Source organism: Nonomuraea sp. ATR24, from assembly GCF_041950485.1.
GTDB lineage: Bacteria > Actinomycetota > Actinomycetes > Streptosporangiales > Streptosporangiaceae > Nonomuraea > Nonomuraea ceibae.
Genome location: NZ_JBGNUU010000003.1, coordinates 106,799 through 130,761 on the forward strand (window position 1 = coordinate 106,799; position 23,963 = coordinate 130,761).

At 72.5% G+C, this 23,963-nt stretch carries 23 protein-coding genes; 12 read left to right on the top strand and 11 right to left on the bottom strand.

All coding sequences use genetic code 11. From position 1 onward, the window contains the following. Window positions 1-117: 117 nt before the first annotated feature. Together ACBI99_RS08195 and ACBI99_RS08200 are read right to left on the bottom strand one after the other, a co-directional pair. On the bottom strand, window positions 118-1,644 hold the full coding sequence (locus ACBI99_RS08195) for an ATP-dependent DNA ligase (RefSeq protein WP_375072007.1): 1,527 nt from the start codon (window positions 1,642-1,644) through the stop codon (window positions 118-120). A gap of 171 nt (window positions 1,645-1,815) precedes the next feature. Continuing rightward, window positions 1,816-2,190, bottom strand: coding sequence for an FKBP-type peptidyl-prolyl cis-trans isomerase (locus ACBI99_RS08200; protein WP_219508305.1), 375 nt, complete (start codon window positions 2,188-2,190; stop codon window positions 1,816-1,818). Between the two features lie 67 nt (window positions 2,191-2,257). Here ACBI99_RS08200 and ACBI99_RS08205 point away from each other — a divergent pair, with 67 nt between their 5' ends. Further along, a complete protein-coding gene (locus ACBI99_RS08205) occupies window positions 2,258-2,950 on the top strand; it encodes an SDR family NAD(P)-dependent oxidoreductase (protein WP_375072008.1) in 693 nt (230 codons plus the stop codon). Between the two features lie 2 nt (window positions 2,951-2,952). Here ACBI99_RS08205 and ACBI99_RS08210 read toward each other — a convergent pair whose 3' ends face one another. Next, window positions 2,953-4,392, bottom strand: coding sequence for a GuaB1 family IMP dehydrogenase-related protein (locus ACBI99_RS08210; RefSeq protein ID WP_375072009.1), 1,440 nt, complete (start codon window positions 4,390-4,392; stop codon window positions 2,953-2,955). 99 nt (window positions 4,393-4,491) lie between these two features. Here ACBI99_RS08210 and ACBI99_RS08215 point away from each other — a divergent pair, with 99 nt between their 5' ends. After that, window positions 4,492-4,944 carry an effector binding domain-containing protein gene (locus ACBI99_RS08215; RefSeq protein WP_364181031.1) on the top strand — a complete coding sequence of 151 codons (453 nt, stop codon included), beginning with the start codon at window positions 4,492-4,494 and terminating at the stop codon, window positions 4,942-4,944. On the opposite strand, the gene ACBI99_RS08220 is transcribed toward ACBI99_RS08215, so the two are convergent. Next, window positions 4,941-5,468, bottom strand: coding sequence for a TetR/AcrR family transcriptional regulator (locus ACBI99_RS08220; RefSeq protein ID WP_375072010.1), 528 nt, complete (start codon window positions 5,466-5,468; stop codon window positions 4,941-4,943). The genes ACBI99_RS08215 and ACBI99_RS08220 overlap by 4 nt on opposite strands. 91 nt (window positions 5,469-5,559) lie before the next feature. Between ACBI99_RS08220 and ACBI99_RS08225 the strand changes: the two genes are divergently transcribed. Next, on the top strand, window positions 5,560-6,786 hold the full coding sequence (locus ACBI99_RS08225; protein ID WP_357588591.1) for an FAD-dependent monooxygenase: 1,227 nt from the start codon (window positions 5,560-5,562) through the stop codon (window positions 6,784-6,786). Between the two features lie 6 nt (window positions 6,787-6,792). Here the strand turns inward: ACBI99_RS08225 and ACBI99_RS08230 are convergent, their stop codons facing one another. Beyond that, window positions 6,793-7,914 (bottom strand): CaiB/BaiF CoA-transferase family protein, encoded by a 1,122-nt coding sequence (locus ACBI99_RS08230; RefSeq protein WP_357588589.1) that lies wholly within the window; start codon window positions 7,912-7,914, stop codon window positions 6,793-6,795. A gap of 123 nt (window positions 7,915-8,037) precedes the next feature. Between ACBI99_RS08230 and ACBI99_RS08235 the strand changes: the two genes are divergently transcribed. The 4 genes from ACBI99_RS08235 to ACBI99_RS08250 all read left to right on the top strand — a co-directional run bounded on the left by ACBI99_RS08235 (window position 8,038) and on the right by ACBI99_RS08250 (window position 13,299). Next, window positions 8,038-9,570 (top strand): serine/threonine-protein kinase, encoded by a 1,533-nt coding sequence (locus ACBI99_RS08235; protein WP_219508312.1) that lies wholly within the window; start codon window positions 8,038-8,040, stop codon window positions 9,568-9,570. Beyond that, a complete protein-coding gene (locus ACBI99_RS08240) occupies window positions 9,567-10,550 on the top strand; it encodes an NAD(P)-dependent oxidoreductase (RefSeq protein ID WP_357588585.1) in 984 nt (327 codons plus the stop codon). Before ACBI99_RS08235 ends, ACBI99_RS08240 begins: the two co-directional genes overlap by 4 nt. 124 nt (window positions 10,551-10,674) lie before the next feature. Beyond that, complete coding sequence (locus ACBI99_RS08245) at window positions 10,675-12,033, top strand: FAD-binding oxidoreductase (RefSeq protein WP_219508314.1); 1,359 nt, start codon at window positions 10,675-10,677, stop codon at window positions 12,031-12,033. A gap of 6 nt (window positions 12,034-12,039) precedes the next feature. Beyond that, window positions 12,040-13,299: a cyclopropane-fatty-acyl-phospholipid synthase family protein gene (locus ACBI99_RS08250; RefSeq protein WP_219508315.1), complete on the top strand. Its 1,260-nt coding sequence runs from the start codon at window positions 12,040-12,042 to the stop codon at window positions 13,297-13,299. Here ACBI99_RS08250 and ACBI99_RS08255 read toward each other — a convergent pair whose 3' ends face one another. Further along, window positions 13,300-14,109, bottom strand: a complete 810-nt coding sequence (locus ACBI99_RS08255) for an alpha/beta fold hydrolase (protein ID WP_375072011.1) — start codon at window positions 14,107-14,109, stop codon at window positions 13,300-13,302. It abuts the gene before it with no gap. Between the two features lie 157 nt (window positions 14,110-14,266). Here ACBI99_RS08255 and ACBI99_RS08260 point away from each other — a divergent pair, with 157 nt between their 5' ends. Next, window positions 14,267-15,397 carry an NAD(P)/FAD-dependent oxidoreductase gene (locus ACBI99_RS08260; protein WP_219508317.1) on the top strand — a complete coding sequence of 377 codons (1,131 nt, stop codon included), beginning with the start codon at window positions 14,267-14,269 and terminating at the stop codon, window positions 15,395-15,397. Window positions 15,398-15,403: 6 nt separating this feature from the next. On the opposite strand, the gene ACBI99_RS08265 is transcribed toward ACBI99_RS08260, so the two are convergent. Then, window positions 15,404-16,267, bottom strand: coding sequence for an NAD(P)-dependent oxidoreductase (locus ACBI99_RS08265; protein WP_219508318.1), 864 nt, complete (start codon window positions 16,265-16,267; stop codon window positions 15,404-15,406). 108 nt (window positions 16,268-16,375) lie between these two features. Here ACBI99_RS08265 and ACBI99_RS08270 point away from each other — a divergent pair, with 108 nt between their 5' ends. Continuing rightward, window positions 16,376-16,702 carry a helix-turn-helix domain-containing protein gene (locus tag ACBI99_RS08270; protein ID WP_219508319.1) on the top strand — a complete coding sequence of 109 codons (327 nt, stop codon included), beginning with the start codon at window positions 16,376-16,378 and terminating at the stop codon, window positions 16,700-16,702. Here the strand turns inward: ACBI99_RS08270 and ACBI99_RS08275 are convergent. After that, a complete protein-coding gene (locus ACBI99_RS08275; protein WP_357588583.1) occupies window positions 16,699-17,229 on the bottom strand; it encodes an AAA family ATPase in 531 nt (176 codons plus the stop codon). The genes ACBI99_RS08270 and ACBI99_RS08275 overlap by 4 nt on opposite strands. Window positions 17,230-17,255: 26 nt before the next feature. Next, window positions 17,256-18,557 (bottom strand): PHB depolymerase family esterase, encoded by a 1,302-nt coding sequence (locus ACBI99_RS08280; protein WP_375072012.1) that lies wholly within the window; start codon window positions 18,555-18,557, stop codon window positions 17,256-17,258. On the opposite strand from ACBI99_RS08280, the gene ACBI99_RS08285 reads away from it, so the two are divergent. Beyond that, a complete protein-coding gene (locus ACBI99_RS08285; protein ID WP_357588579.1) occupies window positions 18,550-18,672 on the top strand; it encodes a hypothetical protein in 123 nt (40 codons plus the stop codon). The two genes, ACBI99_RS08280 and ACBI99_RS08285, sit on opposite strands and share 8 nt — an antisense overlap. Before the next feature lie 11 nt (window positions 18,673-18,683). Here ACBI99_RS08285 and ACBI99_RS08290 read toward each other — a convergent pair whose 3' ends face one another. After that, window positions 18,684-20,219 carry a long-chain fatty acid--CoA ligase gene (locus ACBI99_RS08290; RefSeq protein ID WP_219508322.1) on the bottom strand — a complete coding sequence of 512 codons (1,536 nt, stop codon included), beginning with the start codon at window positions 20,217-20,219 and terminating at the stop codon, window positions 18,684-18,686. Window positions 20,220-20,359: 140 nt separating this feature from the next. Here ACBI99_RS08290 and ACBI99_RS08295 point away from each other — a divergent pair, with 140 nt between their 5' ends. Together ACBI99_RS08295 and ACBI99_RS08300 are read left to right on the top strand one after the other, a co-directional pair. Then, a complete protein-coding gene (locus ACBI99_RS08295; RefSeq protein ID WP_375072013.1) occupies window positions 20,360-21,901 on the top strand; it encodes a GMC family oxidoreductase in 1,542 nt (513 codons plus the stop codon). A 3-nt stretch (window positions 21,902-21,904) separates the two neighbouring features. Further along, complete coding sequence (locus tag ACBI99_RS08300) at window positions 21,905-22,747, top strand: alpha/beta fold hydrolase (RefSeq protein ID WP_219508324.1); 843 nt, start codon at window positions 21,905-21,907, stop codon at window positions 22,745-22,747. Here the strand turns inward: ACBI99_RS08300 and ACBI99_RS08305 are convergent. After that, window positions 22,704-23,915: a methyltransferase domain-containing protein gene (locus tag ACBI99_RS08305; protein WP_375072014.1), complete on the bottom strand. Its 1,212-nt coding sequence runs from the start codon at window positions 23,913-23,915 to the stop codon at window positions 22,704-22,706. The genes ACBI99_RS08300 and ACBI99_RS08305 overlap by 44 nt on opposite strands. Window positions 23,916-23,963: the final 48 nt, after the last annotated feature.

The window sequence follows — 23,963 nt, forward strand, 5'->3', positions numbered from 1 at the left end:
GGAGGGGGATGCCCCGCGACGTGCACGAACATACGCGACAAACAACAGGCAAAGGCAACCTAATGCCTGGTTAAGTGACGTAAGTCACTCAAATGGGGATAAATCGCCCAAAGTGGATCAAATCATCAAAGAGCGGACGGTCTCCACCGTGTCGGCGTCGGCGGCCCGCTTGTCGAGCCGGTAACGCAGCACGCGGGCGAACCGCAGCGCCATGCCGCCCGGATAGCGCGGCGACCGCTGCACGCCGTCGAAGGCGATCTCCACCACCAGCTCCGGCCGCAGCGTGACCGTCCACCCGTCGACGGGACCGTCGGCCAGCTCCAGGAAGCGCTCGGTCTGCCAGGCGAGCAGCTCGTCGGTCAGGCCCTTGAACGTCTTGCCGAGCATGACGAAGCCGCCCGTCTCCGGGTCGCGGGCGCCCAGGTGCAGGTTGGACAGCTTGCCCTCGCGGCGGCCGTGACCCCATTCGGCGGCCAGGACCACCAGGTCGAGCGTGTGGCGGGGCTTGACCTTGATCCAGCCCGCGCCCCGGCGGCCGGCGGCGTAGGGGGAGGCCAGGGACTTGACCACCAGGCCCTCGTGCCCGGCCTTGACCACGTCGGTGAAGAACTTCTCCGCCTCGCCCACGTCGGAGGTGACCAGGCGGGGCGTGAGCAGGCCGGGCGGCACGGTGCGGGCCAGGATCTCCTGCCGCTCGGAATAGGGCAGGTCGAGCAGGTCGGCGCCGTCCACCCGCAGCGCGTCGAAGAAGAACACGTGCAGCGGCGTCTTCTCGCGCAGCTCGGCCACGTTGGTCCGGCTGCTGGTGCGCGCGGCCGTCACCTGGAACGGATGCGGCCGGCCGTCGGGGCGCAACGCGATCACCTCGCCGTCGAGCACCAGGTCGTCGGCGGGCAGCGCCAGCACCGCCTCGGCCAGCTCCGGCACCTGCGCGGTGATGTCGTCGAGGGTGCGGGTGAACACGCGGACCTCGGCCCCCGAACGGTGCGCCTGCACGCGGATGCCGTCGAGCTTCCACTCCAGCGCGGCCGGGGTGCGGGCCTTCTCCAGGGCGGCGGCCACGTTGGGCGCGCTGCCCGCGAGCATCGGGGAGACGGGCCGGCCCACCTCCAGGCGGAACGCGCGCAGCTTGTCCACGCCGCCCGCCAGCGCCGCCGCGCCGACCGCGGGCAGCCAGCCGCGCAGCGTCAGGGCCCGGCGGACGTCGGCCGACGGCGCGCCGGACGCCTTGGCGACCGCCTCGATCATGACGCCGTCGAGCGCGCCCTGCCGCAGCTCGCCGCCGAGCAGCTTGAGCATGAACGCCTGCTCCTGGCTCGTCAGCCCGGCGAACAGCTCGGCGACCAGCGCCTTGCGGGCCGCCTGGGAGCCCTGGCCGGAGACGGCCTTGATCCTCGTGAGCAGGGCGTCGACGGTGGTGAGGGTCGCGGTGGCGGCCAGCTTGGGGCCGGGCAGCTCCTGGAGCGTGCGCCAGCCCACGCCGATCTGGCGCTGCGGCAGCTCGCCCGACAGATAGGCGATGGCGATCTCCGCCTCGCCGGGGCCGACCCGGCCGAGCAGCTCGGCCAGATGGCCGATCTTGCCGAGCCGCGCGGACGTGCGCGTCACGGCCTCCGACACTCGCACCACGTCGATCAGAAGCACACCGCTATCGTGCCTCACCCAGCCGACAAATTCCGCTGCCGGGCACCCACGAAACCGCCGAATGTCCTGCGGCGACCGCCGGACGTGCCGCGGCGAACGGTCGGCGAGCTGCCGGAGGTGCCGCGGCGCAGGAGCGGACGGGGGCCGCCCCTGCGCCGGTGCCGCGTGCTGTCAGCGAACGCCGAGCAGGTCGACCACGAAGATGAGGGTCTCCCCGCCCTTGATCCGCGCGCCCGCGCCGGCGGCGCCGTAGCCGAGGTGCGGCGGGATGACGAGCTTGCGCCGGCCGCCGACCTTCATGCCCGCCACGCCCTGGTCCCAGCCCGCGATGACGCGGCCCGCGCCGAGCGGGAACTCGAACGCCTGGCCGCGGTTCCACGACGCGTCGAACTCCTCGCCGGTGGAGAAGGCGACGCCCACGTAGTGGACGCTGACGTTCTGACCAGGCTTGGCCTCGGGGCCGTCCCCCACGGTGATGTCCTCGATCTCCAGGTCGGCAGGCGGGTTGCCCGCCGGGAAGTCGATCTCCGGCTTCTCGAGTGCCACGAAGTGCTCCTGTTGACGATGTGAATGAACCTGACGACTCTATGCCGTCGGGATATCGTCATCGTCCATGCCCGCCCTTTCACCCGATGCGATCATGCTGTCCGGGCGCGTCGCCGTGGTCACCGGGGCCGCCTCCGGGAGCGGGCGGGCGATCGCCGAGACCCTGCGCGCCCTCGGCGCCCACGTGGCGACCTGCGACCGCGCCACCCCCCGGCACGACCCCCGCCCCACCCCGCCGGACGCCGGCCGTCCCGCGCCGCCGGACGGCTCCCGGCGCGGCGGCTCGTACGACGGGGTGAGGCCCGAGCCGGCGGGCGGGCCGGCGATGACGGTGGACGTACGGGATCCGGTGGCGGCCGGGGTGTTCGCGCGGGCCGTGGAGGAGCGGTGGGGCCGGGTGGACGTGCTGGTCAACGCCGGGCCGGAGGCGAGGCCCGTCCCGCTCGCGGAGCTGCCGGAACGGGACGGGCGCCGGCTGGTCGACGAGGGGTTCACCCGCGTCACCGGCATGGTGCGGCGCCTGCTGCCGCTGATGGGCGCGGGCGCGTCGATCGTGAACGTCGTGTCAGGCGACGGCCCGGTGCGCGCCCTGGTGGAGAGCCTGACCGGGTCGCTGGCGGCGGAGCTGCGCCCGCGCGGCGTCCGCGTGAACGCGCTCGTCCTGGAGACGCCGGAGGCCGACCCGGCGGGCCCGGCGATCTTCCTGGCGGGCCCGCTGTCGGCCGGGGTCTCCGGCGTCACCCTGCGCGTCAGAGGCTGACGTCACCAGCTCTGGTGCAGCGGCATCCCCTCCGCGTAGCCGGAGGAGCTCTGGATGCCGACGACGGCCTGCTCGTGGAACTCCTCCAGGGTGCCCGCCCCGGCGTACGTGCACGAGGAGCGCAGCCCGGCCACGATGGCGTCGATCTGGTCCTCCACGCTGGGCCGGCGCGGGTCGAGGTACATGCGGGAGGTGGAGATGCCCTCCTCGAACAGCGCCTTCCTGGCCCGGTCGAACGCGCTGTCCTCGGCGGTGCGCAGCCGGACGGCGCGGGCGGAGGCCATGCCGAAGTTCTCCTTGTAGCGGCGGCCGTCGGCGTCGGTGCGGGCGTCGCCCGGCGACTCGTACGTCCCGGCGAACCAGGAGCCGATCATGACGTTCGCGGCCCCGGCGGCCAGGGCGAGCGCCACGTCGCGGGGGTGGCGGACGCCGCCGTCGGCCCACACGTGCCGGCCGAGCCGGCGCGCCTCGGCCGAGCACTCCAGGACGGCGGAGAACTGCGGCCGGCCGACGCCGGTCATCATGCGCGTGGTGCACATGGCGCCCGGCCCGACGCCGACCTTGACGATGTCGGCGCCCGCGTCGACCAGGTCGCGGACCCCGGAGGCGGTCACCACGTTGCCGGCCGCGACGGGCACGCCGGGTTCGAGCGCGCGCACGGCGCGCAGCGCGGCGATCATCTTCTCCTGGTGCCCGTGGGCGGTGTCGACGACCAGGCAGTCGACCCCGGCGTCGAGGAGCTCCTTGGCCTTGGCGGCGACGTCGCCGTTGACGCCGACGGCGGCGGCGATCCGCAGCCTGCCCTGGCTGTCCACGGCGGGCTGGTAGAGGGTGGCGCGCAGCGCGCCGGTGCGGGTGAGGATGCCGACGAGGCGGCCCTCGGCGTCGACGATGGGGGCCAGCCGGTGGCGTCCCTCGTGCAGCCGGTCGAAGGCGGTGCGCGGGTCGAGCCCGGCGGGCAGCGTGAGCAGCTCGCTGGACATCACCTGGGAGAGCTGCGTGAACATGTCCACGCCCTGGCAGTCGGCGTCGGTGACGACGCCGACGGGCCGGTTCTCCCAGTCGACGACGATGACCGCGTTGTGCGCCCGCTTGGGCAGCAGTTGCAGCGCCTCGCCGACGGTGTCGTGGGCGGTGAGGGTGAGGGGGGTGTCGTGCACGAGGTCGCGCTTCTTGACCCAGTCGACGACGTCGGCGACCACGTCGAAGGGGATGTCCTGCGGGATCACGGCGATGCCGCCGCGGCGGGCGATGGTCTCGGCCATGCGGCGGCCGGCGACCGCGGTCATGTTGGCCACGACGACCGGGATCGTGGTGCCGGTTCCGTCGTGCGTCGACAGGTCGACCGCGAGACGGGAGTTGACCGAGGAACGCGACGGCACCATGAAGACGTCGCTGTAGGTCAGGTCGTACTGCGGCTCCATGCCGTTGAGAAATTTCACGTTCATCCATCTTATGAGGTAACAGGTCCTACCTAGGGAATTCCCCCTTTGTGGTGGGCTTATGATCGGCCCGGACACTTCTGGGGGATGGAGGGGCGTGTGGACGTCACCAATCGGGACGAGATGCTCGTCGTGGGGTTCGCGGTGCGCACCACGAACGCCGACGAGATGGATCCCGCGCGGGCCAAGCTGCCCGCGCTGTGGCAGCGGGCGGGGGCGCCGGGCGCGTTCGCGCACGTGCCGGGCCGGGTGGACGAGAACCTGTACGCGGTGCTGACCGACTACGAGAGCGACCACCACGGCGCCTACACGCAGATCGTCGGCATCGCCGTCCGCACGGTGCCGAGGCTGCCGGAGGGCATGGTGGCGGTGCGGGTGCCGGCGGCGCAGTCGCTGCTGGTGGAGGCGCGCGGCCCGATGCCGCAGGCGATCGTGGAGGCGTGGCAGCGGGTGTGGAAGCACACCGAGTCGGGCGGCACGCCGGCCCGTTCGTTCGGCACGGACCTGGAGGTGCACCACCCCGGCGGCGCCGACCTCTACGTGGCCGTCTAGGGCAGCCCGAGCGCGGCGGCGGCGGCCTCGACGGCGACGGGCTTGACCTCGTCGAGGGCCAGGTGGGCGTACTCCACGGCGCAGTCGGACATCCCGCCGAGCCCGACGGTGGCGCGGACCTGCTGGGCCACGGTGAGCTCGTCGCCCAGCAGCAGGAAGACCAGCCGCCGCCGCCAGGCCATGAAGCGCTCGCCCACGTCGAGGTAGGAGAGCGTGTTGAGGTCGCGCAGCATCATGGAGATGACCTCGCGGTGCCGCCAGACGAGGTCGAAGTAGTCCTCCAGCAGCCGCCTGGGGTCGCCCCGCTCCCGGCCCGTGACGAACCGGTCGATGTCGTCGATCATCGGCTCGATGATGCTGCGGACCAGGTCGTCGCGTGAGGCGAAGTGGTAGTAGAGGGCCGGCTTGGTGATGCCGAGCCGGTCGGAGATCTGGCGCAGGCTCGTCTGCTGGATGCCCTGGAGCGCGAACAGTTCGCGCGCCACTGCCTGGATGCGGGTCTTGGTGTCGCTGGGCCTGGCCATGCTCCAAGCGTAATCCTTACCTCCCGTTAAGTAAGCCCTTGCGCCTTCGTCGCGCACGCACTTACCATCCGTTAAGTAAGGAGGTGCTGCCATGCGCGTACTCATCTCCGGCGCCAGCGTCGCCGGACCCGCACTGGCCTACTGGCTCACCCGATACGGATTCGAGGTCACGGTCGTCGAGCGCGCCCCCGCGCTGCGCAAGACGGGCGGCCACGCGGTCGACCTGTTCAGGCCCGCCCTGGACATCGCCGGGCGGATGGGCGTCCTGGACCGGATCCAGGAGATGAAGACCGGCACGGAGCGGCTGACCATGTACACCGAGGGCCACGAGCGCCCGGTGGTGGTCGAGCTGCGCAGGATGATGGCCGGGGTCTCCGACCGGCACGCCGAGATCATGCGCGACGACCTGAGCGAGATCTTCTTCGACGCCACCCGGGACGACGCCGAGTACGTCTTCGGCGACTCCATCACCGCGATCTCGGGCGACGGCGAGGTGACGTTCGAGCGCGGCCCGGCGCGGCGGTTCGACCTGGTGGTGGGCGCCGACGGGCTGCACTCCAACGTGCGCCGCCTGGTCTTCGGCCCCGAATCGGACTTCTCCACCTGGATCGGCGCCTACCTGGCCGTCGTCTCCGTCCCCAACTTCCTCGGCCTGGACGCCACGGTGGAGGGGCTGAGCGGCGTCGGCAGGATGGCGGCGCTGTACGGCGCGGCCCGCCTGCCCGACGCGCGGGCGCTGTTCATGTTCCGCCCCGCCGAGCCGATCGACTACCACTACCGCGACGTGGAGCGGCAGAAGGACCTGCTGCGCGAGCACTTCGCCGGTTTCGGCTGGCACGTGCCCCGGCTGCTGGCGGAGCTCGACACCACCCCGGCGTTCTACTTCGACTCGATCACCCAGCTCCGTCTGGACTCGTGGTCGCGCGGGCGCGTCACGCTGGTCGGCGACGCCGGCTACTGTCCGGGCCCGGCCGTCGGCGGCAGCACCAGCCTGGCCGTGGTGGGCGCGTACGTGCTGGCGGGCGAGCTCGCCGCGGCCGGCGGGGACCCCGCGCGGGCCCTCCCGGCCTACGAGGCCGAGATCGGCGAGTACGTGCGCCGCAGCCGCTCGTTCGCCGTGTCGGCGGCCAGGAAGCTGGTGCCGGGCAGCCCGGGGGGCCTGTGGGCGCTGCGCGCCGCCGCCGGGCTGATCGGCCTGATGCCCGCCGGGGTGACCCGGGCGGTGTCGAAGCTGGGCGCCCGGGGGGTCAGGCTGCACGACGAGATCGCGCTCAAGGACTACACCGCCCACGAGGTCCGTACGGCGGCGCGTCCCTGAGCGCGGTCAGGCCAGCACGCCCTGGGCGCGCAGCTTGGCCGCGGCCTCGGCGTTGATCCCCCACGCGGACAGGTCGGCGAGCCGCATCGCGGGCGACAGGTCGGGGGCGGGCGCGCCCACCAGGCGCGGCGCGGGCGCGGGCTGGCTGAGACCGCCGGACTCGACGAAGGCGCCCCTGGCCACGTTGTGCGGGTGATCGGGCGCCTCGGCCATCGACAGCACCGGCGAGACGCACGCGTCGGAGCCGTCGAACACGGCCTCCCACTCGGCCCTGGTCCGGGTCCGGAACTCGGCGGCCAGCCGCTCGCGCAGGGCAGGCCACTGGGCCCGGTCGTCGCGGTCGGGCAGGCCGGTCAGGCCCATCAGCCGCACCATCGTGTCCCAGAACTGCGGCTCCAGCGCCCCCACCGCCATGTACTGGCCGTCGGCGGTCTCGTACGTGTCGTACATGGGGGCGCCGGTGTCGAGCAAGTTGGTGCCGCGCGGCCCCCAGAAGCCGCCGCGCACGCCCTGGTAGAACATCGCGAACAGGATCGCGGCGCCGTCGACCATGGCGGCGTCGATGACCTTGCCCTGGCCGGTGCGCTCGCGTTCGAACAGGGCCAGCAGCACGCCGTAGGCGAGCATGAGTCCGCCGCCGGCGAAGTCGCCCAGGATGTTGATCGGCGGGGTGGGCTTGTCGCCCTCGCGGCCCAGCATGGACAGCACGCCGGAGATCGCGATGTAGTCGATGTCGTGCCCGGCGGTGGGCGCCAGCGGGCCGTCCTGGCCCCAGCCGGTCATCCGGCCGTAGATCAGGCGCTCGTTGACCGCGTGGAGGTCGTCCGGGCCGATGCCGAGCCGTTCGGCCACGCCGGGCCGGAACACCTCGATGACCACGTCGGCGGCGCGGGCCAGGTCCTTGAACGCGGCCACGCCGTCGGGCGACTTGAGGTCGAGCCCGATCGTGCGCTTGCCGCGGTCCATCACGTCGGTCCTGGGCCGGTCGGAGACCGCGCCGACCCGGTCGACGCGCAGCACCTCGGCGCCGTGGTCGGCGAGCATCATCCCGGCGAACGGCCCCGGCGCGAGCCCGGCCAGCTCCAGCACCCGGACTCCGGCCAGCGGGCCCTGGCGTCCCTCGGTCATCGGCATCCCCCTAGTAGAACAACATTCGGTGAGTCGTGGCAAGACGCTCGCCGGACAGGCCATCAGAGACGTGTGAGGTATGGGAAACTTGCCCACTATTCGGGTGGTCTACAGGGGTAGGACATGGATTCGGAGAGCAGCGAGCTGATCGCCAAGCGCTACCGGTTACTGCGCGAGCTCGGCCGCGGGGGCATGGGCGTGGTCTGGGAAGGCCGGGACACGCTGCTCAACCGGCCCTGCGCGATCAAGGAGGTCGTGCTGCCCGACGGCCTGCCCAAGGCCGAGCGGGACCGCATGCTGGTGCGCACCGCGCGGGAGGCGCGCACGGCGGCCAAGCTCAACCATCCGTCCGTCGTGGCGATCTACGACGTGGTGGAGGAGGACGGCCGGCCCTGGATCATCATGGAGCTGGTGCCCGCCCCCTCGGTCGAGCAGGTCGTGGCCGCCTCCGGCGCGCTGCCCGTGCGCGAGGCCGCCGACGTGGGACGGCAGGTGCTGTCCGCGCTGCGCGCCGCGCACGAGCTGGGCGTCCTGCACCGCGACGTCAAGCCCGCCAACATCCTGCTGACCGGCGAGGGCCGGGCGGTGCTCACCGACTTCGGCATCGCCACCGCCGAGGGCGACTCCTCGCTGACCAGCACCGGCATGGTGACCGGCTCGCCCAGCTTCCTGGCCCCGGAACGGGTCCGCGCCGCCGAGGCCGGCCCCGCCTCCGACCTGTGGTCGCTGGGCGCCACCCTGTACGCCACGATGCTCGGCCGCTCGCCGTTCGAGCGGGGCGAGCCCATGGCCACGCTCAACGCGCTGCTCAACGAGGAGCCGGACTACCGCAGGATCCCGCCCGCCATGCACCCCGTGCTCAAGGGGCTGCTGCGCAAGGAGCCGGAGGAGCGGCTGACCGCCGAGCAGGCCGACGAACTGCTGGCCGCCATCGGCGCGACCCGGCCCGCCCACGCCGACCAGCACGTCCCGGACAAGAAGCCGGGCCGGTCCGGCCGTACGCTCATCGCGGCCGTCACGGCGGCGGTCGTGGTCGTGGCGGCGGGCACGATCACCTACCTGCGCGCCTCCGCGCCGCCCGAGGTCGCGCGCAAGCAGGTGGCGCACGCGGCCGCGACGAGCCCGATGCCGAGCCCGCCGGCCACCACGCAGGCGCCCACGCCCACCGTCACCGCCACCCCGACGCCCACGCCCACCCGGACGCGGCCGCCGGTGCGCGCCTACGTCTCGCGCGACGGCTGGACGATCAGGCGGCCCATCGGCTGGCGGGGCGCGCTCAACGAGTCGTTCACCGAGTGGACCCGCCGCGACCGGGCCGGCCACCTAGGCGTCGAGGCCGTCTACGCCAAGCTCGACCCGCACCAGCTCCTGCGCGACGCCGAGGAGGTCTTCCGGCAGAACGGCGCCGAGGTACGGAACCTGGGCCGCCGGACCGTCATGCACCACGGGACCAAGGCCGTGGAGTGGGAGTTCACCTGGACCGCGGGGGAGGGCGCGCCGTGGGCGGCGCCGGGCACCCGCTACAGGGAGGTGCGCCGCGCGCTGGCCGTGGGCGACACCGCCTACATCCTGTCGTGGACGTTCGACGAGACCCAGTGGCGGCGCAACACCCGCCTGATGCGCCAGGTGATCGGGAGCTTTACCGTAGGCGCATGACGCCGTGGAACCTGCTGGCACTCCCGCCCCTGCCCGAGGAACTCCTGCGCAAGATGCTCGCCCCGCTGGGCGAGCGGGTGTCGGTGCGCGCGCCCGCCGCCCGCGACCGTGACGCGCTGCTGACCGCGCTCGAAGGCGCGGAGATCGTGCTCGGCGACTGGACGGGCGAGCTGACGCTCGACGCGCGGGCGGTGGCGGCGGCGCCCCGGCTGGCGTTCCTGCAGCAGCCGTCCGTGGGCGTGGACGGCCACGACCTCGCCGCGCTGGCGGCGGCCGGCGTGCCGGTGGCCAACACGGCGGGCGTCAGCGCGACCGCCGTGGCCGAGTGGTGCCTGGCCGCCGCCCTCGCGCTGTCGCGCAAGCTGGCCGAGGCCGACGCCGCCGTCCGCGCCGGCGAGTGGCCGCAGCAGGCGCTGCGCCCGGCCGAGCTGCGCGGGCGCGAGGTCGGCGTCGTCGGCTACGGCCCGATCGGCGTGGCCTGCGCCGGGCTGTTCCGGGCGCTCGGCTGCGAGGTGTCCTACTGGACGCGCACGCCCCGCGACGAGCCCGGCTACCGCGACCTGGACGCGCTGCTCGGCTCCAGCGACGTGGTGGTCGTGGTGATCGCGCTGTCGGAGGAGACGCGCGGCCTGGTCGACCCCCGGCGGCTGCGGCCGGGCGCGCTGCTGGTCAACGCGGCCAGGGGCGGGGTGGTCGACCAGGAAGGACTCGTCGCCGCGCTGCGCGAGGGCCGGCTCGGCGGCGCGGCGCTCGACGTCTTCGACACCGAGCCGCTGCCCGCGGGCGACCCGCTGCGCGAGCTGCCGGGCGTGCTGCTGTCGCCGCACGTCGCCGGGGTCACCTCCGAGGCCACCGGAAGGCTGCTCACGGCCACCCTGGACAACCTCGCCGCGGCGCTCGACGGGCGGCCGGTGGCCCACGTGGTGAACGGCGTTTCTCCGATCATCCGGAGGAAATTCGCGGATTCGCCTGTCTTGTAGGGTTTCGAGCTGACACGATGAAGAGTTTTCGTGCGTTTAACGACCCCGGTCTGTTCCGGGGATGTGCCGGAGAGATACGGTCTTGTCGACGATCTCTGCCGGGCTCAAGGGGGGTGCTTGCGTGATGACGACGATGTCCACACACCGGCGGGCAGTAGAGGACATCCGGCGGTCCTATGCCGAGATTCCGGGCGACGCCGCGCCGCGCCTGGCCAAGGCCACGTCCAACCTGTTCAGGTTCCGCGACGCGGGCAAGACGGCCAAGCTGTCGGCACGCGACCTCGACGAGGTCATCAGCGTCGACCCTGAGACGATGACCGCCGAGGTCCAGGGCATGACCACCTACGAGCACCTGGTCGACGCCACGCTCCCGCACGGCCTGATGCCGTACGTGGTGCCGCAGCTGAAGACCATCACGCTCGGCGGCGCCGTGACCGGGCTCGGCATCGAGTCCACCAGTTTCCGCGACGGCCTGCCGCACGAGTCGGTCGAGGAGCTGGAGATCCTCACCGGCGACGGCCGGGTGATCGTCGCGCGTGACGACAACGAGCACCGCGACCTGTTCCGCGCGTTCCCCAACTCCTACGGCACGCTGGGCTACGCGCTGCGCATCCGGATCAAGCTCCGCAAGGTCGAGCCGTACGTGCACCTGACGCACATCAGGTTCACCGACGCCGCCAAGTGCATGCTCGCCATGCAGGAGATCAGCGAGAGCATGGTCCACGACGGCGAGCGGGTCGACTTCGTCGACGGCGTCTTCTTCGACCCGCAGGAGCTGTACATCACGGTCGGCCGCTTCGCCGACCGCGCCCCGTACGTCTCCGACTACACCGGCATGCGGATCTACTACCAGTCGATCCGCAAGCGCAACCGCGACTGGCTGACCGTGCGCGACTACCTGTGGCGCTGGGACACCGACTGGTTCTGGTGCTCGCGCGCGTTCGGCGTGCAGCAGCCCGTGGTGCGCTCGCTGATGCCGCGCCGGTGGATGCGCTCCGACGTCTACCGCAAGCTCGTCGCCCTCGACCGCCAGTACGGGGTGACGGCCAGGATCGACCGGTGGCGCGGGCAGCCGGTGCACGAGCCGGTCATCCAGGACGTGGAGGTCCCGGTCGAGCGCGGCGCGGCGTTCCTGGAGTTCTTCCACGACAAGGTCGGCATGACGCCGGTGTGGATGTGCCCGCTGCGCGCCGGTTCACGCTGGCCCCTCTATCCGCTGGAGCCGGGCAAGCTCTACGTGAACTTCGGCTTCTGGGGCATGGTCCCGCTGCCCAGGGGACAGTTCGACGGCTACTACAACCGGTTGATCGAGAACGCGGTGCACGAGCTCGACGGGCACAAGTCGCTCTACTCGACGTCCTTCTACGCCCGTGATCAGTTCTGGGAGCTGTACAACGGTGACGGTTACTGGCCGGTCAAGCGGGAATACGACCCGGGCGGTCGCCTGCTCGACCTGTACGACAAGTGTGTACGGGGAAGGTGATGGCAGATGGCTCTCGCGTCCATCTTCGAGAAAATCGTAGGCTCGGACGCCAACATCGCGTTCATGGCGTATGACGGCACCAAGGCGGGGCCTGACGGCGCCGACATCGCGATAGAGGTCAAGTCCCCGATCGCGGTCGCCTATCTGGCCCAGGCTCCGGGTGAGCTGGGTCTGGCCAGGGCGTATGTCTCCGGTCACATCGACGTGCACGGCGACCTCTACACCCTGCTCGACCGCATGTGGAACATCACGACCAACGACCTGACGACCGCGGAGAAGCTCGCCGCGGTGCGGTCGCTGGGCGTCAAGCCGCTGCTCATGCGGGTGCCGCCGCCTCCGCAGGAGATGCGGCAGAGCACGCTGGCCCGGCTCGGCTCGCGGCACGCCAAGCAGCGTGACGCCGAGGCGATCCACCACCACTACGACGTGTCCAACCGCTTCTACCGGTGGGTGCTCGGCCCGAGCATGGCCTACACGTGCGCGGCCTTCCCCGAGGAGGACTCCACGCTGGAGGAGGCGCAGTTCGCCAAGTTCGACCTGGTGGCCAGGAAGCTCGGGCTCAAGCCCGGGATGCGGCTGCTCGACGTCGGGTGCGGCTGGGGCGGCATGGTCATGCACGCGGCCGAGCACTACGGGGTCAAGGCGCTCGGCGTGACGCTGAGCAAGCAGCAGGCCGAGTGGGCCCAGAAGGCGATCGCCGACGCCGGGTTGCAGGACCTGGCGGAGGTCCGCTACATGGACTACCGCGACGTCACCGAGTCGGGATTCGACGCGGTGAGCTCGATCGGCCTGACGGAGCACATCGGCGCGGCCAACCTGCGCTCCTACTTCACGTTCCTCAACGGCAAGCTCAAGCCGGGCGGCCGGATGCTCAACCACTGCATCACGCGGCCGACGGGGACCGAGAAGACGTTCAACAAGGGCGGCTTCATCAACCGCTACGTCTTCCCGGACGGGGAGCTGGAGTCGGTGGGCACGCTGATCCGCCACATGGAGGACCTCGGCTTCGAGATCCGCCACGAGGAGAACCTGCGCGAGCACTATGCCAAGACCCTGCGGGTCTGGTGCGACAACCTCGACGCCAACTGGGCCGACGCGGTCGAGGAGGTCGGCATGGGCACCGCCCGCGTGTGGGCGCTGTACATGGCCGGCTGCATCGTCGGCTTCGAGCGCAACAAGGTGCAGCTCCACCAGGTGCTGGGCGTCAAGCTGGACGAGGACGGCCGCTCCGGCATGCCGCTGCGCCCGGCCCGCGACTGGCCCTGATCAGCGGTCCAGCACTTCGTGCAGCGTCTTGGCGAACTCGGCCGGGTGCGTGAGGAAGCCCACGTGCCCGCCGGGAAACTCGGCGATGTCGATGCCGAGCCGCTCGGCCAGGATCTCGGCGGTGCGGCGGCCGGGCGTGTGATGCGTCTCGGCGCCGCTCCCCAGCGTGAACGGGCCCTGGCGCAGGGCCTCCTCGTCCGGCAGGTAGCCGGTGAACGAGCACAGCTCGTAGCGCAGGCAGAACTCCAGGTTGGCCGCCACCCGGGCGAGCATCTCGGCGACCGGCGCGGGCTGCGCCGGGTCCGGGTCGGGCGGGGCCGGCACGCCCAGCGCCTCCGACAGCCGCCGCACCGCGGGCCCGGCGCCGTCGCGGTCGAGGGTGTCGCGCACCTCCGCGAAGAGCGCCCGCCAGCGCGCGGCGTCGGGTAGCAGTTCGGTCAGCAGCGGCTCGTGCGCCACCAGTGCCCGCACCTGCTCGGGCCGCTGGGCGAGCAGGTGCATGCCGACCATGCCGCCGTAGCTGGTGCCGAAAACGTAGGCGGGCTCGGCGGTGAGGGCGCGCACGAGCAGGTGGGCGTCGCGGGCGTGCTCGGGCAGCCGCTGCTCGCCCGCCGGCCCGGTCAGGCGGCTGCGGGAGTTGCCGCGAGGGTCGTAGGTGATCACCGTGTAGAGGTCGGCGAGCTGCTGGGCGAGCGGCGCGTACAGGCCGGCGTCGCCGTCGCCTCCGTTGATCAGCAGCAGGACCGGTCCGGCTCCCCGCACCTCGTAGTACAGCTCCGCCCCGGGCACCGCGAGCCTGCCGCTGTCCATCGTCGTCTCCCCGTGATTGACCTGTTTCCCGTTCTGATCGTCCGTGGGAGCCGGGACGTTTCTCCGTGATGCCAACAACTGTAGGCCAACAACTGTTGACTTCCTTGGCCGCGCTGTCTAGCGTGATGCCTACAAGCGTTGGCAATTGGAGGAACCCATGGACGTCCTCATCGTCGGAGCCGGTCCCGTCGGCCTCACCGCCGCCCTCGTGCTCACCCAGCGCGGACACGCGGTGACCATCCTCGACGCCCAGGCCGAAGGCGCCAACACCTCGCGCGCCGCCGTCGTCCACGCCCGCACCCTGGAACTGCTGGAGCCGTACGGAGTGGCCGCCGCCCTGGCCGGGCGCGGCGTCCACACGCCCCGCTTCACCATCCGCGACCGCGACCGGCTGCTCGTGCCCGTCCCGTTCGGCGACCTGCCCACCCGCTACCCGTACACGCTGATGATCTCCCAGGCCGACACGGAGGCGTTCCTGCTGGCCCGCCTGGAGGAGCTCGGCGGAAAGGTCCTGCGCCCGGTCACGCTGACCGCCCTGGAGCAGGACGCGGGCGGCGTCACCGCCACGCTCGACGACGGCCGGCGGCTGCGCGCCACCTACCTGATCGGCGCCGACGGCATGCACAGCACGGTACGGGAGGCCACCGGCATCCCCTTCGACGGAGGCACGTACGCCGAGTCGTTCACCCTCGCCGACGTGCGGCTGAGCGGCGGCGTGCCGCACGACGAGGTCATCCTCTACTTCTCACCCGCCGGGCTCGTCGTGGTCGCGCCGCTCCCCGGCGGCCTGCACCGCGTCGTCGCCACCGTCGCCGAGGCCCCGCGCGAGCCGGACACCGCGTTCGTCCAGGCGCTGCTCGACGCCCGGGGCCCGCAGGCGTCGCCCGCCGTCGTGCACGAGGTCGTGTGGGGCTCGCGCTTCCGCGTCCACCACCGCGTCGCCGGCACCTTCCGCCGAGGCCGCGTCCTGCTCGCCGGGGACGCCGCGCACGTGCACTCCCCGGCCGGCGGCCAGGGCATGAACCTCGGCATCGAGGACGCCGTCACCCTCGCCGAGCTGCTCGCCCGCGTCCTCGACGGCGAGCCCGACACCCTGCTCGACACCCACACGGCCACCCGGCGGCCCGTCGCCGGGAAGGTCGTCGCGCTGGCGGGCCGCCTCACCCGCCTGGCCACCGCCCGCGCGGCCTGGCGTCCGCTGCGCAACCTCGTCCTGACGGCCGCTGGCCGCCTCCCGGCCGTGCGCCGCCGCCTGGCCTGGCAGCTGTCCGGCCTCGACCGCCGCTGACCGGGCTCACGCCGCCCTGAGCAGCTCGATCAGCGCCGAGATGCTCTGGTCGCCGCGCCCCTGCGCCACGGCCCGCTCGATCAGGTCGTGCATCGGCGCCTGCCAGGAGACGTCCACCCGCGCCTCGTCGCCGAGCGAGCGCTCCTCGTCCAGGCCCGCGTGGAAGAGCCCGATGGCGGAGGCGGGCTCGCCGTAGTCTCCGGAGTCGATCTCCCTGGCCAGCTCCGGCAGCACGGACCCGATCATCTCCAGCCATTTGACGGAGTACGGCACCAGCGTGCGCGCCTCCAGGCCCCGGGCCGTCACCAGCGCCGCGCCCTGAAGGAATCCCAGCAGCGCCGGCAGCAGGATGCCGCCGACCGCGCTCTCGTACAGCGCCGCCAGGTCCGGCTCCTCGCCCAGGTGCACGGTGTCGCCGCCGAGGACGCGCAGCGTCTTCTCGTGCTCGTCGAACACCGCCCGGTCGCCGCTGTAGTAGAGCAGCGTGTCCGGCGCGCCCACGGCGGAGGGCACGTTCTTCACCGCGCCGTCGAGGAAGCGGGCGCCGTGCCCGGCGGCCCAGGCGGCCAGGTCGCGGGCCGCGGCGGGCGTCCCGCTGTTCAGGGTGACCAGGGTGCGCCCGGCCAGCGCTCCGGCGGCCGGCTCCAGCGCCTCCCGGGTGGCGGCGTAGGTGGTCAGGCAGGCGACGACGAGCGGGCTCGCCGCGACCGCGCCGGCGACGTCCGCCGCCCGCTCGGCTCCCCGGGAGACCAGGGGCGCGGCCTTCTCCGGGGTGCGGTTCCACACGGTCGTCCGGAGCCCGGCGTCGACGAAGGCCCCGGCCAGCGCCGCGCCCATCGAGCCCAGGCCGAGAACGGTCACGTCGGTCATAGGTGTTCTCCCATCGGTTGATCAGGTCACATGCTGGCCCCTCCGCTGACATTTGCTCAAGTACCTACTAGTTTGTCGGGTACTGACATCGAGGTAAGTGAGGCGCTGATGACACGGACCTTCACCTGCGGGCTCGACGCCGCCATCGCCGTCATGGGCGGCAAGTGGAAGGGCCTGATCCTGTTCGCGCTGGGCGAGGGCCCGGTGCGGTTCGGCGAGCTGCGGCGCGCGGTGCCCGGCATCAGCGAGCGCGTGCTGATCCAGCAACTGCGCGAGATGGAGGCGAACGGCCTGGTGCATCGCGAGGTCTACCACCAGGTGCCGCCGAAGGTCGAGTACTCGCTGACGGAGTTCGGCCAGTCGCTCAACACCGCCCTCGCCCCGCTCGGCACCTGGGGAGAAGAGCACCTCGACCGCATCGAAGCCCTCTTCTAGCCGCCCGTCCCGAGCTCGCGCGCCACGAACCCGGCCCGCTCCTCGACGCTCGCCCGGGGCAGCACGACCAGCTCGTAGCCGTACTCCTGGTACGCCGCCACGCAGGCCTCGTAGGTGCGCTCGGCCTCGGCGAGATCCTGCTTGCGCTCGGCGTCCCGCTCGTAGATCTCCGGCCACGGCGGCGCCGCGAACACCCGCCCGTAGCGCACGGCCCGGGCGGCGGCGCGCACGTGCGGCGGGACCGGCAGGCCCGACAGCGTGAGGTAGGCGGCCACGTCCACCACCCCCCGGTCGAACAGCACCGTGCCGTCCTCCGGGGCCTCCCGGTAGGAGCGCAGGTCGAAGGAGAGCATCAGCTCGGCGAACAGCCCGGGATCGGCCCACGGCAGCGCGGTGCCGCCGATGGCCGCCTGCTCCCGGATGATCGCCCGGCCCGCCTCCGGCATGGCGGCGAGCCCGCGTCCGCGCAGAGCCTCGACGAGCGTGCTCTTGCCGGACCCGGGCCCGCCGGTGAAGACGACGTACATGGGACAACCATCCCACCGCCCGGTGGTCAGGCCGTCGCGCAGGGGGAGCCGTTGAGGGTGAAGGCGGCCGGCTCGGCGGTGTCGCCCGAGTGGGTGGCCTGGAAGCCGAACGACGCCGACGCGCCCGGCGCGATCGCCCCGTTGTAGGCGACGTTCCTGGCCGTCACCTGGCCGCTCGACGGCGACAGCGTGGCGTTCCACGCGCCCGTGACGCTCTGCCCCTGCGGCAGCGTGAAGGCCAGCGACCAGGCCGACACCGGGGTGGAGCCGGTGTTCGTGATGGTGACCGCGGTCGTGAACCCGGTGTTCCAGGTGCTCATCGTGTACGTGACGCGGCACCCGCCCGGCGGCGGCGTCGCCGTGGTCGTGGCCGTGGGCGTGATGCTCGGGGAGGTCGTCGGGCCGGGCTCCGACAGGCCGAGGAAGTCGATCGTGGCCCCGGCCATCCCGCCGACCGGCAGGCTGTGGCCCACGCCCTGGAGGCTGACGGCCTCGACGGCCACGTTCGTGCCGGTGCCGCCGTAGCGGGTCCTGGTCCAGGACGGCTGCGGCTGGTCGGTGCGGGCGGGCGTCTGGCTCAGGCCGTGGACGTTCGTCCACTGCTTGATCTGCTCCTGGAAGTTCGGGTAGCGCAGCGTGCTGTCCTCGGTGCCGTGCCAGATCTGCATGCGCGGCCGGGCGCCGCCGTAGCCCGGGTAGGCGGCGCGGACCAGGTCGCCCCACTGCTGCGGCGTCCGGCTGATCTGGCCGTTGGCGCACGCGCTGTTCCAGCTCGACCCGTCGGTGGTGGCGAAGCAGCCGAACGGCACGCCCATGTACGACGCGCCCGCCTCGAACACGTCAGGGTAGGCGCCGAGAAGCACGTTCGTCATCATGCCGCCGGACGAGGCGCCCACCGCGTAGGTGCGGCCGGGGTCGGCGCCGTAGCGCTGCTCGACCCAGCGGACCATGGACACGATGCCGACCGGGTCGCTGCCGCCGTCGTGCCGCAGCGCCTGCGGCGAGGAGACGTCGTAGCAGGAGCCGCTTCTGGTGGCCGACGGGTAGATGACGATGAACTTGTGCCGGTCGGCCAGCGAGGCGAACTCCGTGCCGGAGTAGAACGCCGGTCCCGACCCGGTGCAGTAGTGCACGGCCACCAGCACCGCCGGGCGCGCGCCGACGCCGTCGGGCACGTACAGGTGCATGCGCAGGCCGGTGGGGTTCGTGCCGAAGCCGGTGACCTCCGTCAGCTGGGCCGAGGCGGCAGGCGGCGCCAGGGCCAGCGCCGCCGCGGCGATCGTCACGGCCGCCGCCACGGCTCCCGCGATCCGGGATCTGATGCTCATCGAGTTCCTCTCCCTCGAACTGAAACATTTCGAGTGTGGACAGAAAATTTCGATCGAGCAATGCCCTGACGACGACGCCCTCCCGGCACGCAGCTGGGAGGGCGTCGGCGGCTGAAAGTTTCGGCGTCAGCGCAGCTCGCGCTTGAGGATCTTGCCCGTCGCCGTCATCGGGAGCGCGTCGCGGAACTCGACCACCCGCGGGTACTTGTAGGCCGCCATGGCCTCGCGGCTCCAGGCGATCAGGTCGTCCTCGGTCAGCGACGATCCCGGGGTGCGGATCACGTACGCCTTGATCTCCTCGCCGTGGGAGTCGTGCGGGACGCCGACGACGGCGGCCAGCGAGACCTCCTCGTGGCCCATGAGGACCTCCTCCACCTCGCGCGGGTAGACGTTGAACCCGCCGCGGATGATCATGTCCTTGGCCCGGTCGATGATGGAGTAGTAGCCGTCGGCGTCCCGGGTGGCGATGTCGCCGGTGCGGAACCAGCCGTCGCGCATCACCTCGGCGGTGGCCTCGGGGCGGCCGTAGTAGCCCTTCATGACGTTGTGGCCGCGCACCGCGATCTCGCCCGGGCCCTCGCCCTCGACGGTCTTCCAGTCGGGGTCGACCAGCCGCATCTCCACGCCCCAGATCGGGGTGCCGATCGTGCCCGGCTTGGTGGGCCGGCCGAGCTGGTTGAAGCTCGCCACCGGCGAGGTCTCCGACAGGCCGTAGCCCTCCAGGATCGGGATGCCGAACGTCTTCTCGAAGTCCTTGAGCACCTCGACCGGCGAGGCCGAGCCGCCCGCCACCGCGATCCGCAGCGTGGACGGGGCCTCCTCGCCGTCGGCGTGGATCTTGGTGAGCAGGGCCCAGTACATGGTCGGCACGCCCGCGAAGAACGTGACCCCCTCGGCGCGCATGATGGCCAGCGCCTCACCCGGCTCGAAGCGCGGCATCAGCACCAGCGTCGCGCCGCGCATGAAACCGGTGTTGAGGATGACCGTCTGCCCGAAGGAGTGGAACAGCGGCAGCACCGCCAGATAGGTGTCGCCGCCCTCGGTGCGCGGGAACATCTTGTCGTTGACCATGACGTTCATGACCATGTTCTGGTGGCTGAGCTCGGCGCCCTTGGGGCGGCCCGTGGTGCCCGAGGTGTAGAGGATGACCGCGGTGTCGTCGGGCGCGGTCTGCACGGTCTCGAACTCGCCCGACATCCCGCCCAGCGCCGCCCAGATCGACTCGCCGTACTCCGACTCCGTGGCCAGCGCCGTGGCGGGCAGCACGAAGAAGTGCTCGCACCCCTCGGCCGCCTCGAACCCCGCCTTGCCGCGCTCGCCCAGCGGCAGCTCCGGCGTGCCCTCGAAGCAGAACAGCGCCTTGGCGTCGCTGTCGTCGAGGTGGTAGGCGATCTCCCGCGACTGCAGCAGCACGTTGAGCGGCACCACCGTCGCCCCGGCCTTGAGGATGCCGAAGTAGACGAACGGGAAGTAGGGCAGGTTGGGACAGGCGATCGCCACCTTGTCGCCCTTGCCGATGCCGCGCGACACGAGCAGGTTCGCGACCTGGCAGGCCACCGTGTCGATCATGGAGTAGGGCAGTCGCATGTCCCCGAAGACGATCGCGGTGGCATCCGGGGTGTTGCGCGCGCTGTCCTCCAGGACGCTCGACAGGTTGAGCATGCCTTTCCTCCCTCATCCAGGTGCTTGGGCACATCCTGTCAGCCTGACCATACCGACTGGTAGGTAACAGAGGTCACAAGTATGTATGGACGCGCCCCGTCGCCTGGAGTAAGCAAGTAGCACATCACTGAGGAGTGGCCATGGAGTACGACTACGTGATCGTCGGAGCCGGTTCGGCAGGGTGCGTGCTGGCCAACAGGCTGTCGGCGGACCCGGCGGTGACCGTCGCCCTCATCGAGGCCGGAGGCCGCGACGACAAGCTGGAGATCCGCATGCCCGCGGGCTTCGCCAAGCTGTTCAAGACCGGCTACGACTGGGACTACACCACGGCCAAGCAGAGTGAGATGGCCGGGCGTGAGCTCTACTGGCCGCGCGGCCGGGTCCTCGGCGGCTCCTCGTCGATCAACGCCCAGATGTGGGTGCGCGGCTGCGCGCTCGACTACGACCAGTGGGGCGTGCCCGGCTGGACGTACGAGGACGTGCTGCCCTACTTCAAACGCGCCGAGCGCCGGGTCGGCAGCAACCACGGCGGCGTCTACGGCACCGACGGGCCGCTGTTCATCTCCGAGCTGCGCAGCCCCAACGTCACCACCGCCGCCTTCCTCAAGGCGTGCGACGAGCTCGGCCTGCGGCGCGCCGACGAGATCAACGGCCACGTCAACGACGGCTACGGCCCCACCCCCGTCAACCAGGACCGCGGCCGCCGCTGGAGCGCCGCCGACGGCTACCTGCGCCCCGCGCTCAAACGCCCCAACCTCACCCTGATCACCGAGGCGGACGTGAACCGCGTCGTCTTCGACGGCAGGCGCGCCGTCGGCATCGAGCACAGCGGCGGCGCCCAGGTCAGGGCCCGGCGGGAGGTCATCCTGTCGGCGGGCGCCATCGGCTCCCCCTACCTGCTCATGCGCTCCGGCGTCGGCGCCGCCGACGAACTGCGCGACGCCGGGATCGCCGTCGTCCACGAACTGCCCGAAGTGGGCAAGAACCTCCAGGACCACCTGTCGTCCGGCGTGTTCGTCGCCTGCAAGCAGCCGGTCACGCTGACCAAGGCCGAGTCGCTGGGCAACCTGCTCCGCTACATCGTGCTGCGCTCCGGCATGCTCACCACGAACGTCGGCGAGGCCGTCGCGTTCATCCGCACCACGCCCGCCGAGCCCGCCCCCGACATCGAGCTGATCTTCGCGCCCGGCCCGTTCATCGACCACGGCCTCACCCCGCCCACCGGCCACGGCCTGACCGTCGGCGTCACCCTGCTCCAGCCCGAGAGCCGGGGCCGCATCGGGCTCAACGGCCGCGAAGTCCTCGTCGACCCCGGCTACCTGACCAAGGAAGCCGACGTGAAACGGCTCGTCGCCGGGCTCAAGGTGGCCAAGCAGGTGTTCGCCAGCGCCGCCATGAAGCCGTACGCCGGCGGCCCGATGCCCCCCTACACCGCGCCCGAGACCGACGACGAGCTGGCCCAATGGGTGCGCGAGCGCGGCGAGACCCTCTACCACCCGGTCGGCAGCTGCCGGATGGGCGCCGACGAGGACGCCGTCGTGGACCCGCAACTGCGCGTGCGCGGCCTCGACGGGCTCCGGGTCGCCGACGTGTCGATCATGCCGACGCTCAACCGCGGACACACCCACGCCCCCGCCATCATGATCGGCGAGAAGGCGGCCGACCTCATCGCGGCAGGCTGACCCGTGGAGATCCGGACGATCCACGCCAACGGGGTGGAGTTCGCGTACCTCACCGCCGGGGACGGGCCGCTCGCGCTCTGCCTGCACGGCTTCCCCGACACCGCACACACCTGGCGTCACCTCGTGCCCGCGCTCGCCGCCCGCGGCTACCGCGCCGTCGCGCCGTTCATGCGCGGCTACGCGCCCACGGAGATCCCCGCCGACGCCGCCTACGACGGCGACGCGCTCGCCGCCGACGCCCTCGCCCTGCACGAGCGGCTCGGCGGCGACGACTCGGCCGTCATCGTCGGCCACGACTGGGGCGCCGTCCCCGTGTACGCCACCGCCGACCGCTTCCGCGCCGCCGTCACCCTCGCCGTCCCGCCGCCCGCCGTCCTCCGCGCCGCCTTCCTGCACTACGAGCAGCTCAAACGGTCGTTCTACGTGTTCCTCTTCCAGACCGGACTGGCCGAGACCGCCGCGTCGGCGCCCGGGTTCCTCGAAGGGCTCTGGGCCGACTGGTCACCCGGCTACGACGCCACCCACGACCTGGAGCTCGTCCGCCGCAGCATCGGCGACCCCGCCCACCTGTCGGCCGCCATCGGCTACTACCGGGCCATGCTCGGCGCCGCCCCGCCCTCCGGCCGCCACCCCGCCGCCGGAGCCGCCGCCGCCACGCCGATCCTCTACCTCCACGGCGAACGCGACGGCTGCATCGGCGCCGACCTGGTCAAGGACGCCGCCGCCGCGCTGCCGCCCGGCTCCCGCGCCGAACCCGTCGCCGGCGCCGGGCACTTCCTCCACCTGGAGCGCCCGGCGGCCGTCAACGACCTCGTCCTGTCCTGGCTCGGGCCTGCCCGGGGCTGAGCACGACCAGCTCCGGGTGCCGGCCCGACAAACTCACCCGCACCCTCTCCCGTACGGTGAAGCCGTCCGGGACCCCGTCGTGCACCAGCGCCACCACCAGCCCGTCCGCCGCCAGCACCCGCCGCACCTCCCGCCACAGCCTCCCGGGATCCCCGGCCAGCAGCCCGCCCGCCGCGACCTGACGCCCCCACGGCGGATTCACCAGCACCCGATCCACCACCCCGTCCCCCAGCGGAACCCGCCCCCCGTCCGCCACCCCCCACCAGAACCGGCCGGAAGCGACCGCCACGGGCCCGTCTGCCCTGGAGACGGCCCCGGCAGCGGCGCGCTCCTCCGCGGGGGCGCGGGTGACGGCGGGCGTTGGGTGGGTGCTCGCCTCAGGGGTGCCCGCACTGTACGCGGGGGCGAGGGGGAGCGTTGGGGCGGTGTGCAGGTGGGTGGCGTTGGTGGTGGCGGCCGTGATGGCGGCGGGGTTGTGGTCCAGGCCGAGGAAGCGGGCGTGGGGGGCGACGGCGGCGGCCTCGAGGAGGGTGGTGCCGGCGCCGCAGCAGGGGTCGAGCACGGTGCGGGCGCCGTCGAGGCGGGCGAGGGCCGCCATGGCGGCGGCGAGCGGCGGGTGCAGGCTGCCCGGCACGGACCCGAGCTTGTACGGCCGGCGGTGCAGGGGCCGGACCGCCAGGCGCAGGCCGATGACGGCGCGCTCGCCCTGGATCGTCACCCGGAACGCCAGGCATCCGGCGGGCGGCACGGCGCCGCCGGCGCGCGAGTGGTAGGGCAGCCGCAGCCGGCGGCCCAGCTCGGCCCCGACCGCGTCCTCGATGTCGTGGCGCGTGTAGGCGCGCCGCCCGACGAACGTGGCCGACACCTCGACCCCGGCCGCGTCCCGGTGCGGGAGCGGGCGGGGCGGCAGGGCGCGGAGGGCGCGGGCGGCGGCCGCCAGGCGGCGCAGGGCGAGGCGGCCGTGGCCGACCCCGTCCACCACGGCCGCCACCAGCAGCACGTCGTCGGCCGTCCGCAGCCCCAGCAGCCCGGGGCCGGGGTCGGCCGTGTCGAACCAGACCTCGCGATGGCGCAACCCGCGGACGGAGCCGAGCCGGGAACGGCGGATCTCAGCTGCGACCAGGGGTTCGATGCCATGCACCGCCCTGGCCACGGCAAGGGTGTGCACGTGTCCTTCTCCCATGAAGCGACCCGGGACGGCGGCCGGCCGTCCCGC